The sequence below is a fragment of the Bacillus thermotolerans genome (genome assembly GCF_000812025.2).
GTDB lineage: Bacteria > Bacillota > Bacilli > Bacillales > Domibacillaceae > Quasibacillus > Quasibacillus thermotolerans.
The window spans coordinates 44,234-56,392 of record NZ_JWJE02000026.1; the positions used below are offsets into that span (position 1 = coordinate 44,234).

The 12,159-nt window shown below is 39.1% G+C and carries 9 protein-coding genes; 1 reads left to right on the forward strand and 8 read right to left on the reverse strand.

Going from position 1 to position 12,159, the window contains the following annotated elements:
* Positions 1–75 precede the first annotated feature (75 nt).
* The 8 genes from QY97_RS11245 to QY97_RS11275 all read right to left on the reverse strand — a co-directional run bounded on the left by QY97_RS11245 (position 76) and on the right by QY97_RS11275 (position 11,627).
* The gene (locus QY97_RS11245; RefSeq protein WP_039237476.1) at positions 76–498 is read right to left on the reverse strand and encodes a YugN family protein; all 423 of its coding nucleotides are present in this window, start codon (positions 496–498) and stop codon (positions 76–78) included.
* A 182-nt stretch (positions 499–680) separates the two neighbouring features.
* Entirely contained in the window at positions 681–2,075 is a 1,395-nt protein-coding gene (locus QY97_RS11250; protein WP_039237478.1) for an L-cystine transporter, read from the reverse strand.
* A 314-nt stretch (positions 2,076–2,389) separates the two neighbouring features.
* A complete protein-coding gene (pruA, locus tag QY97_RS11255) occupies positions 2,390–4,021 on the reverse strand; it encodes an L-glutamate gamma-semialdehyde dehydrogenase (protein ID WP_039237480.1) in 1,632 nt (543 codons plus the stop codon).
* 601 nt (positions 4,022–4,622) lie between these two features.
* Entirely contained in the window at positions 4,623–5,735 is a 1,113-nt protein-coding gene (locus tag QY97_RS11260; protein ID WP_083965859.1) for a glycosyl hydrolase family 18 protein, read from the reverse strand.
* Positions 5,736–5,762: 27 nt separating this feature from the next.
* Positions 5,763–8,813, reverse strand: a complete 3,051-nt coding sequence (locus QY97_RS11265; RefSeq protein WP_157761892.1) for a glycosyltransferase — start codon at positions 8,811–8,813, stop codon at positions 5,763–5,765.
* Between the two features lie 751 nt (positions 8,814–9,564).
* The gene (locus QY97_RS11270; RefSeq protein WP_039237490.1) at positions 9,565–9,765 is read right to left on the reverse strand and encodes a helix-turn-helix domain-containing protein; all 201 of its coding nucleotides are present in this window, start codon (positions 9,763–9,765) and stop codon (positions 9,565–9,567) included.
* Positions 9,766–9,865: 100 nt separating this feature from the next.
* Positions 9,866–10,027, reverse strand: coding sequence for a hypothetical protein (locus QY97_RS20670; protein ID WP_166701691.1), 162 nt, complete (start codon positions 10,025–10,027; stop codon positions 9,866–9,868).
* An 874-nt stretch (positions 10,028–10,901) separates the two neighbouring features.
* Entirely contained in the window at positions 10,902–11,627 is a 726-nt protein-coding gene (locus tag QY97_RS11275; protein WP_039237485.1) for a hypothetical protein, read from the reverse strand.
* A 134-nt stretch (positions 11,628–11,761) separates the two neighbouring features.
* Here QY97_RS11275 and QY97_RS11280 point away from each other — a divergent pair, with 134 nt between their 5' ends.
* Positions 11,762–11,986 carry a hypothetical protein gene (locus QY97_RS11280; protein ID WP_039237486.1) on the forward strand — a complete coding sequence of 75 codons (225 nt, stop codon included), beginning with the start codon at positions 11,762–11,764 and terminating at the stop codon, positions 11,984–11,986.
* The last annotated feature ends 173 nt before the right edge of the window (positions 11,987–12,159 follow it).

The window sequence follows — 12,159 nt, forward strand, 5'->3', positions numbered from 1 at the left end:
AGCAAACGGCAGAGAGTGCGGTACGCAATGTATGAGCAGTATGTTCAATGGGCTTCTACTTCATCGCAGATGTGATTACACTTTATCTAACGGGACTTCTTCTAATATTTGATTAACCTTCTCCTTCCCTTCTTGAACCCAGTCTTTCTTATGGTTAATCGGAGCATCCTTGTCTTCCGGACTTTGGAACTGTTCGATCCCCGTGGCTGTAAGGGCACCGCTTCCGTCCTTCTCTAAACCAATGTTTGCGACATGTTTAATAACGAAAGGCTTCTTAAAAACAATCATCGCATCGTCCTCATCCATCATACCTTCCTCTACATCAAACGGCAGACGCAAGTAAACAGTCTCACTGCCTTCGCTGGCTAACGTTGAGTCAAACATTCCTTGGTCAAAGTCCCAGTTTCCACCAATATCAAATCCATATTCTCTAAGCGGTTGACTGATTTCTCCATACAATGCTCTTTTGCCTTCCAATGCTGTATCCAGTTGAATCATATTTATTGTCTCCCTCCTCTTGGTGTTCATTTTCTTTTACCCGCCACCATAAGCCTGATAAACAGTATTTCATCATCTGTGACAATCCTTTTTGCGTAGTGAACATAGTATAGGCCGAAACGAAAAAAGCTGTTCTGAAAGTCGAGTCTCATGACTTTCAGAACAGCTTCCTTGTTATGCGTTTACGCTTCTACTACCTTATCTAAACCAGTTTTATCATTATAGACTTCTTTATCTAAGTCTCCAGTGATTCTACTTGTTAACACACCGGATGTCATGCTTCCGCTTACGTTTAATGCTGTGCGGCCCATATCAATAAGAGGTTCAACAGAGATTAATAAGCCCACAATAGCTACAGGCAAATTTAGTACGGAAAGAACGATTAGGGAAGCGAATGTTGCCCCGCCGCCTACGCCTGCCACTCCAAATGAACTGATCATAACGACTGCAATGACCGTTAAGATAAAGCCCGGATCTAGTGGATGAATGCCGACAGTAGGAGCTACCATGACTGCTAACATCGCTGGGTAAATCCCCGCACATCCATTTTGTCCAATCGTTAAACCAAATGGTCCGACAAAGTTTGCCACTCCTTCAGATACACCGTATCCGTTCGTTTGAGTTTTGATGTTAAGCGGCAAAGTACCTGCACTTGAGCGGGACGTAAAGGCGAACGTTAGAGCAGGCAATCCTTTTTTAATATACGTGACAGGACTTAACCTTGCGAGACTAATCAGTATTAAGTGAACTAGGAACATAGCAATGAGCGCAACATAAGAGGCTAGAACAAATTTGCCTAAGTTCACGATCGCTTCATAATCACTAGTCGCAGCTACTTTTGTCATTAGGGCCAGTACTCCGAAAGGCGTTAACCGCAAGATTAATGTCACCACGCGCATGACAATAGCATATAAAGCATCTACCATTTTCGCGAATAACTCAGCCTGCTCCGGCTGTTTCCGCCTCACACCTAAATACGCCATGCCAATAAATGATGCAAAAATCACCACAGCTATAGTAGAGGTTGGACGGGAGCCAGTCAAATCCTCAAAAGGGTTTGCTGGAATAAAGGCTAGAATTTGTTCAGGAATCGTCAAATCTTCAACAGTAGCCACTCGCTCTGTCAGTTCTTCATTACGGGTATTCTCAGCTTCTCCTGCTTGCAATTGAATACCCTCTAAACCAAAACCAACGGCAGAGCCAATCCCGATCGCAGCAGCAATCCCGGTGGTTACTAATAAAATTCCTATTCCATAAAAGCTGATTTTACCAAGATTTTCTGAGAGCTTAACCTTTGTAAATGCTCCAACAATGGAGATAAATACTAATGGCATGACAATCATTTGCAACAGCTTGACGTAACCAGAACCGACAATGTTAAACCATTCAATGGTAGTTGCAGTGATATCAGAAGCTGTGCCATATAAAAGGTTAAGAATAAAGCCAAATAATATGCCTAGGCCCAGCCCGGCGAAGACACGTTTTGAAAATGAGACGTGTTTCTTTTGCATCCTGTATAGTCCAGCAATGACAGCTAGAAAGATAATCATATTAATGATCACTAACAACGCATTCAAGGTGGCCCCTCCTTTATTAAAATGTTAAGATCTTTAGACATGCCCTTCGTGCAATACAATAGAATCGGTTAGTAAGTATGCATAAGAGGCTTATTAAAAGCCAGGCATAGAAATAAATAGCCTTTCACCTTATCTTTTCCCTCCTGTTCCGTTAGTTTGATAACAGTACACCTTCTTTATACAAACTTATACTATTCACCAAAACTAAACCCTCCCTTGCAGCCTGCTAAACCCGGTTGCTCACTAACCCGTCACGGACATCTTCATATAAAAAGAGGTTGGAACCAATTGGCTCCAACCTCTTTTACCTTTAATTATTCTTCATCCATAAATGGATAAGCAATATCTGTAGTCGGTGCAAAGTTTTCTTTGATTACGCGAGGGCTTGTCCAACGAACCATGTTGAAAACAGAGCCTGCTTTATCGTTTGTACCGGAACCACGTGAACCGCCAAATGGCTGCTGATTAACCATTGCGCCAGTTGGTTTGTCATTGATATAGAAGTTTCCGGCAGAGCCAGACAAGCGGCGCTCTAGGTGCATGATCGCTTGACGATCCTGTGCAAAGATCGCGCCTGTTAATGCATAGATAGACGCTGTATCTACTGCATCCAATGTTTCTTCTAATTTATCATTTTCATATACATAGATTGTTAACACTGGGCCAAAGATTTCTTCTACCATTGTTTTGAAGTTTGGATTTGTTGTCACAATGACTGTCGGTTGAACGAAATAGCCAACAGAATCATCATATGTGCCGCCCGCAATAATTTCTGCTTCATCAGAAGCTGCTGCATAATCGATATAGCTTGTGATTGTATCAAAAGCCGCTTTATCGATGACCGCTCCCATGAAGTTTGTAAAGTCGCGGACATCTCCCACTTTAAGTTTAGCTGTTTCCTCTAACACACCAGCTTTCACTTCTTCCCACATGCTTGCCGGGATGTAAGCACGAGAGGCTGCTGAACATTTTTGTCCTTGGTACTCAAATGCACCTCGAACAAGGTTTGCTACCACTTTATCCGCTTGGGCACTTTCATGAGCAAATACAAAGTCTTTGCCGCCTGTTTCCCCAATTAGACGAGGGTAAGATTTATAGTTCGCAATGTTTTCTCCTACTGTTTTCCAGATAGTTTGGAACGTATCTGTTGATCCAGTAAAATGGAATCCAGCCATGCGAGGATCTGTTAATACCACTTCTGATACTTGAGATCCACGAGAAGGAATAAAGTTGATAACACCTTTCGGAAGCCCTGCTTCTTCTAAAATACGCATGAAGTAGTAGTTTGCTAGTAAGGAAGTTGTTGCTGGCTTCCAAACGACTACGTTCCCCATGATCGCAGGAGCTGCTGGCAAGTTTCCACCAATGGCTGTGAAGTTAAATGGAGAGATCGCTAATACAAAACCATCTAGTGGACGGTAGTCTGTACGATTCCAAATATTCTTCATGCTATCTGGTTGAATTTGATAAATTTGGTTAGCGCAATCAACACCAAAACGTAAGAAATCTGATAATTCTTGTGCAGCATCAATTTCAGATTGGAATGCCGTTTTAGATTGTCCTAACATAGTAGCAGCATTCATTACATCACGGTAGGGGCCAGAAATTAAATCAGCCGCTTTTAAGAAAATGGACGCACGGTGTTCCCATGGCATATTCTCCCATGATTCTTTTGCAGCCATCGCTGCTTCTACTGCATCACGCAATTCTTTTTCTCCAGCTTGCGAATAGTTTGCTAAAACATGCTGATGATCATGCGGCATAACTACTTGCTTGACTGTATCTGTCTTTATATTTTCTCCATTAATAATTACAGGGATGTCGACAACAATATTAGATTGACGTTCTAATTCCGCTTTTAATGTTTCCCTTTCCTTTGTGCCTGGAGCATATGTATTGCCCGGCTCGTTTTTAGGTGTTGGGATTTTAAAGATTCCGTTACTCATTCTGTCACATTCCTTTCTATTTAAACAGTTTTTTGCAGTAGTAGTAAAATTTCAACTCTATTTAATTACTTTATTACAGTGTCATTGAAATTTCAACTTTCCCGACAAATTATAACACACTTTTTTATTTTTATGCCGCTTTTTTTTGCTGCTTTTAGATATCGATTTTCGCTTTTTATGTCGTTTGGTTCAAAACAGTTCCTGAAGTGCCATTTACTGCATTTTTTCGTTACCTATTAAGGTCTTGAAGTACAAGCATTTTTTCAGATTTACAAATTTTCATCAATGAAGGAAAGCAGCTTAACGCTCATACAGGTTGAATGTCAGAAAAAGAAGGAAAGAAGAGCAACTGAAACTAGGCTAAAACATTTATTAAAAAGCAATTTCATTCAATTTACCAACAAAAAGATGCAGACAATATGACTGTTTGAAAGTGTCTGTCCTCTTATGTATGTGAAAGTTATGTGGTTATCCATCCTTCATAAACCGTCGTTGATTAGAATAAAAGACGCATAGATTTCTGCGAGATGAACGAGACAGGTGAGAGAAACTCACAAGGCTCAGGTTTACGAGCAAAACACACTGCAGGCGGTGTGTTTTGCTACCACTTCTCCTCCGGCGTATTCAACCACTGCTTATAATTATTCCAAACTTGTTCCGTCTCCTGACCAAGACTCCAATTTCCCGTGCCTTTTAAATTATATTTTTGTACTAATTGGAGTTTCACCTTTAAAGAATTCATGTTTTCATACCATAATGTATAATTTCCCGGAGTAAGCGGCACCTTCCACTTCTCTAGTATAGTCCACTCATCTTCGGGACTAATAGTTATGTAAGCAACAGGGGACTCATATTCATGGTCATAGCTGACTTCTCCATTGTATTTTTTAATTAAATCTTCTGCGATTTCTAAAGACACATCGAGCCCTGAAATGCTCCCATCTTCACTCCAAATTCTTCCGTAAAAAGGGATCCCCAGCAGTATTTTTTCAGGAGGAACTCCTTCAGATAAAGCATATTGAATGGACTGTTCAACAAAAGGCAGACTGGCAACAGGACCTGGTTCTCGGCTGGACATTGAGTGTTGATCATATGCCATCAGCATAAGGTAGTCACTGTATTTGGCTAACTCAGCATATTCATAAGCACCATGCCACCCTTCCTTCCACCCATTCGGGTTAGCAGCAACTGCAACAGATAGCTCCTTTTGATTTGGTAATTTGCTTCTTAATTCTTTCACAAAATTTATATAGCCTTCTTTGTCCTCCTCTGTGACATGTTCGATATCTATTTGGACACCATCTAAGTTGTATTGATCAATTAAATCGAGCATTTGAGGAATCAGCTGATTCTTATTTAGAAAAGCTGCCTTGGCTTTTGTCTCATTCCACTGATCACTTAAGTAAGGAATAACTTTAATGGAGGCTTCGTGCATGGCTTTAATGAATAAAGGATCAACGATTGCCGGGTTTTCTATCATTCCTTCAGCATTTAAGTTAAAGTAGGACGGGGACACGGTATGAGCAGTATCCCCAGCCTTTTTAACGATTTCAATATGCTTTTCAGTATGTTGACTACCGCTATCATTATAAATGTAGGAAAATACATATTTTTCATCTGCCTCTGACTGTCTGTTAAATAGGTTGAACAATAGGAATGTTGCAGTCACAAAAGCAGTAATACTTAACAAGTACACCATTCTCCTCTTCATCATATTTTTGCTTTTCCCCTCTAATTTTAACTAGGCATTCTTTTCTAACTGTTTAGCCGGCAGCTGTGCATGTCCAGAGCGCTTCAATTTATTCCATCCGACTAATACTCCCCTTAAAGCAAAGATAACGGATTTCCAGATCGTAAACGCGAAAAACTGACGGTACACAAATCGCTGGATAAATAGTAGTAACAAAGGTTTCACGTTTATCCTTTCCAATTTAAAGGTATAAAGTGCGACAAAATAATCTACGATGAGAAAGGCTAGATAAAATCCAAGGACTGTAGATGTGTCTCCGATTAATAAACCAACGATGAAGAATAAATCTGCCAGCGGAGCTAAGCCCTGTACGACATACTGGAACCACATATTTGGTATCCCAATGAATCCTAACCCCTTTTGCTTTGGATTAAACAAAGCACCACGATGCTTCCACATGCATTGAAAGATGCCATAAGTCCAGCGGAAACGCTGCTTGATGAAACTCTTGATGTTTTCTGGCGCTTCTGTATAAGCATTCGCATTCGGTTCAAAGGTCACCCGGTGTCCTTTGCGCAAGAGTTTCAAGGTAATGTCTGTGTCCTCAGCCAACGTATCATCTTCAAAATAGCCGATTTCGGCAATCGCACGTTTACGCCATGCACCTATCGCTCCAGGTACGACAGTAATACAATTTAGTTCATCAAACGCTCGTTTCTCTAAATTAGCACCTGTTACGTATTCTACATGCTGCCACATGGTCATGATGTTTCTTACATTCCCAATTTTCACATTCCCTGCTACAGCTGCTACCTTTTCATCAGTAAAGTGATCAACAAGCAATGAAATGGCATTCTCCGCGATCGACGTATCAGCATCAAAAATGATAATGATTTCGCCATTCGCTTCACTGCAGCCTTTATTGATGGCAGATGGTTTCCCGCCATTTGACTTTTGGATTAGACGAACTTTTGGATGTTGTTTAAAATACCGAGTAACTACATTGACTGTATGGTCAGTCGAACCATCGTCAACAACGACAATTTCAATATTTGCGTAATCACTTCTTAAGATAGACTCAATCGTATTCTTAATGACTTTTTCTTCATTATATGCCGGGATAATTACGCTAACAAACGGAGCAAAGTCTGGACTCCTCTTTCCCAGCTTAGTTCTGGCTTTATATCTTCTATTATGCTTCATGCTAAAGAATAATAAGAATAGCAAACGCAAAATTCCGAGTGCGATACTAATAATAAAAAACCACTTGACGAACGTAACGACAAATATATAAATGGAATCAGCAATCTTATAAAATGCCATATAGGCATTTGTACTTTCACTCACTGGCTGCATAAAGTCGCTGCGGGTCTTTCCGGCCAACTCACTAGCCGCAACCAATTCATATCCATTCTTCCGAAGCTGATCAATAATAATCGGCAGGGCTTCAATAGTTGCCGACCGGTCACCTCCGGAATCGTGAAACAGAATGATGTTTCCACTATCAAGCCTATTCATGACTTTATTAACAATCTCATCAGTTGATTCCGATTCCCAGTCCCGGCTGTCTATTAATGACCCAACAAATGTATAGCCCATATTTTGAAAGGCAGCCACATTCTTCAGTTCATCGGGACCGTAGTCAGCATCGGTCGTAAACGGCGGACGAAATAAGCTCGTTGAATGTCCGGTAATCTCCTGAATTAACCACTGAGTCGAATTCAGTTCCATTTGTAAAGTTAATGGGCTATCTTCGGCAATATTTGAATGGGTAAACGTATGTGAGCCGATTTCGTGCCCTTCTCGATACATCCGTTCTACAATTTCAGGATGAAGGGCTGCTTGCTTTCCAATAACAAAGAAATTAGCTCTTACCCCTTTTTCACTCAAAATATCCAGTATTTTAGGCGTATATTCTGCATCAGGCCCATCATCAAATGAAATCGCAATCTTTTTACCTTGTGAACCACCATACTTTTTGAAGTAGTAAGGAATAGGGTATTGCTTATACGTTTCAGCCTGAATTAAACCATTTCTATCTACCTCTATCTGTCGTAACCCTGCATTCGTTGCAGAAGTAACGTTAATGAATTCATCATCTCCTTCGTTAACGATGGGAAGTACAGGCTTAATATGATTTAACCCTTTCACATATTGGTCCAGTTGATCAGAATGCTGTAATAATGTCCATGTCGAAGGCTCCTCATAACCAAGCGTGCTAACGGCTACCCCTTTGATTCCATAGTCCAGGCTAATCATTAATTGGTTATATAATGTGGCTCCATCTAAAAACCATATAATATGTTCCTGACCATTTTTCTTATATCTTGCATATGGATTTCCACTGGATTGGTCCCATTGTACGTCGATGTTATTCTCCGAAGCTAATTTCATAACGTCTTCACGTGTGAGATATTGAGTCTGTTCTGATTTTCCAATGTTCCAGTCGTAACCATGACTCCCGAAGCTAATGATTAACTGTTCTTCAGGGATAGGTAATTCATTTAACATCCTTTGGGTCCACTCATTGGATGCAATAGGTCCCGGTTGTGTGGCATTATGATGTTCACCATAAAGATTAACAATGATACGATCAGCAAATTCTGAAAGGGCTGCGTAGTCATATGTTTCACTGTCAGTTGTAACCACGGAAGCAACTTCGAGGCCATTTTTAGAGAACACAGCTGACAGTTCAGATACAAATGCAGTAAAAGCTTCCCTGTGCTCACTTTCTATGCCGTTAAAATCAATAGTCATTCCTCGATAGTCAGCAACTTTAACCTGTTCATATAACTGATTTACTAGCTTTGTTCTAGAATCTGGATTGGCCACCACGTTCATCACTTGAGAATGTTGTCCATCCGGAATGGAGAGCTGAGGCATCAATTTGACTTTATTTTTTCTAGCTAAAGAATCAATACTCTTTTCCGATTCTTCTACAATCGAGCCATCAGATTTTACAGTAAACCAATTCGGAACAAGCACTCCCATAGAATCAATGTTGGTTTCCAGGGAACCCCCTGAATGCTCAATATCCTTTACATAGAATCCATAAATTTCACCTTTATCAATTTTTGGATATGTACTGCTATTTAAATCCACATCAGCTGTATCCGAACTTTGGTTAAGTAATCGTTCATTTAGAGGACTGATATTAACGGGTTCATTAAAGCTTACATCAGAAAGATTTGGACTTTTAAATAAAGTATAAGCAACGACTGATATGACGGTTATAATCAGGCTAAATGAGATAAGTGAAAGGATCACTACGATGGGCCATCTTCTGCCTGAACGATCCTGAAATATATAGTCCGCATTTTTTTCTTTCGTCTCTTGCTCATTACGCGGAGTTTCTTTGTATGATCCTTCAAAAAAAACCTCTCCTTTGTTAATAATGGAGCATAATAAAAAACTTTCTTTCTGTTGCTTATAGACGTTTCTATAAATAGTTAGGAATGTCCGATTTCAGCAGAATTTGTTCCGGATTTTGATTTATGATACAATTCTATTTGCAATCTGGTATACATTTTTTGCATAAAAGAACAAGCAAAAAATATTTCTTAATCAGGAACAAGTGGGATAAAGTTTTTTATTGAAAACTGGGCTTTCATATCTGAATGAATTCTAAGAAAAAACAATAGCTAAAATAGACAGTGTATAAAGGTTGGAGATGAACATAGCAAATAAAGTAAAAAGGTTTTTCTTCCGTAAATTGATATCTACTCTAGACGAACACCAATTAAAATGGATACTAAATCACAATTATCCCGAGTGGGAGAAAGAGCTAGTAAAACAGGAATTAAGCAAGCGGTGTAACAAGTATGATAATGAACGTTAATGACTTAAATGCTATTCAGTCATCATACTCAATCAAGTCATCCACTGAAACGCCTAGAACTTTACTGACCTTTATTAAAACTTCTATGGATGGATTTGATTGACTGTTTCTTTCAAGACTGCTCAAGTAGGATTTCGCTACTCCGGATCGCTTTGCAAATTCCGATATTGTAAGATTTTTCTCTTGGCGTAATTTTTTTATGTTTGCCCCAATCAAGTTGCCCCCCTGCTTTCATTTCAAAAATATATAGTATCTACTGCTTAAGGCAGTTGATTTCTATAGCAATGCACTGGTTTACTTCTTTATAAGCAAGCAGCTACTTAGGCGCTGTTATATTCCTTCGGTTTTTTTCTTCCCTTAACTGGAATGCCCTCTCCATGATGTATTTAATTTGCTTTAGCTTTTCTTCAGAGGCATCCTGCTTGATGTACCGTACTGCTCTTTTAATCGACTTTGGCAATTGATCAAAATTCTGCATCTCATTCCCTCACCCTACTAATTCTTTCAGATGCTTAACCATCTGGTTTAACAGTTCAACAGCTAGATGACCATCGGCGTATGCTAAATTAGCAATACGGCCATCATCCAAATATTTGCTGCATTTCCTGAATGACTATTCAACTCTCTCCAAAAAAATATTTTCCTTTATAACTAATTGTCTCTTCTTTAGTGGGAGTAACTATTTCTATCACGAGTAATTTTGTTCTTTATAAAGAACAATCATCTTAAAAATTTTTATCGATCCCAACTTTTAATGGCAGATATATCTCGTTTTTCAAAATACGCTTTATATACTAAAGCTATTCCACCTCACCTTTCTGATAATAAGTTCTAAACAAACAACATTTTGTTCGTTTAAAAGAACACCCAAATGTAGTTTATCACGGCAAAGTCACTTTGTAAATAATTTAATTTGATGATTCTTTTATGTTTGTTTCTTCTCTGGAACTCCCAGTAGATAAAGCGACAGCGTCCTACAATTTCTATGAAATTTTCTAATAGTATAATCCATAGCAAAAAATGACCCTTGAAACATATTCATCAAGGGTCATTTTTACATTTATATTATTAAAGTCAGATTGATTGAAAGTCTTTATTTTAGCCCCTCTGCCTCTTCGATCGACACAAGTTTTTTGGCGGTGTGAGTAATAAAACTATACTAAAGCAATCCTTGGCTAGAGAGCATTCACAATTACCAAACAGTTTGTATTTCAGTTCAATGTTTTATTATGCTATTCTTTTTTATTTTTCTGTCATATTCTTACTGGAATGATGCTGGCCGAATTAAAATCTGCATAAAAAAGAGCGTCTTCATTACTCCTCATCACAATACTTAATACATTTAAAGCAGCCTATCCTTGGGATCCATAAATGGCTAAATCCTGGTAGTCCAGTATAAACATAAAGCCGTTCCATTTTAACCTGCTTTGAATAGTACCTAAAGAATCTGCATGGTATGTTCCAGCAATCTGCTGATAAGCAATTAGATCATACATATTATCAAATGCAAAATCAACCGGGTATAAACCGCTTATGGGGTCCACCCACCCACTGACAGGCATCTTTAATTTACCATCCACATCATATATCTGATTTAAGTAATCAGGCTCTCTTAGTGACAGATCGATCATATATCTTGTATCATCTCTTTTACTAAATACTTCTACCTTGTAGTTATCTTTGTAGGTCACATCATATTGGTACGCTTGGTTAAACCCATCAGAATCGAACAACAAACGTGGTTCGTTATTAACGAAGGAATAAACATAGCTATTTGTCGTTCCCCCACTGCCGCCTGTAGGGATGACAATTAAAATATCATTGATCCCATCCCCCGTGAAATCTCCTAAAAACAGTATAGGATCATATCCCATATTTTTCTTCAGAGGAATATTCACAGACACTCCTGTGGCTCCATCCCGGATTCCGAGTGTCATATTCTGTATAATGGAAACATCTGTTTCTCTGTAACCAGTCACGTATACAATATCGGGGATCAAGTCACCATTTACATCGCCTGTTACTGAAACAACCACACTAGAAGCTCTCGTGTTTGGATTGAAATAATGTCTACTCATATTGGACTCCCTGCATAAATTTAATAGATACAGTAACCTATGCACTAAACGGTACACATGTTCAAACCTGCTAAATTCATACAAGCACTTAAAAGCTCTATAGGTTATACAATAGGGTAAAAGGAGTATCAGCTATGCCTTGGCAACAGAAAGTCCCATACTTAATCGATCAGCCTATTGGAGTCTCATTCATAGACGGCACAGGAGCTTCAGGGGTTTTATGCGGTGTCTCTGCTGGAAAGCTTCTTATTATGCAATACCTGTATCAAGCACAATTCGCCTTAATGCAGTATGATCTGTATACGATTCAGGATATACACGGATTTCCGTCTTGTCCTGATCAACAACCACTATATTAATAAAGGTGTCCCTATTTATTATATAAGAAAGGAAATTTTGACAACATAAAAAACCACTTCCTAAGGTTACTAGGAAGTGGTTTCAGTTTGTAGACAAAAGGGGTTCGGAATAGTCTTATTCCGAACCCTTTTTCAGCGTTTTATTGGCGTTGACACCATTTATAGAAAAGACT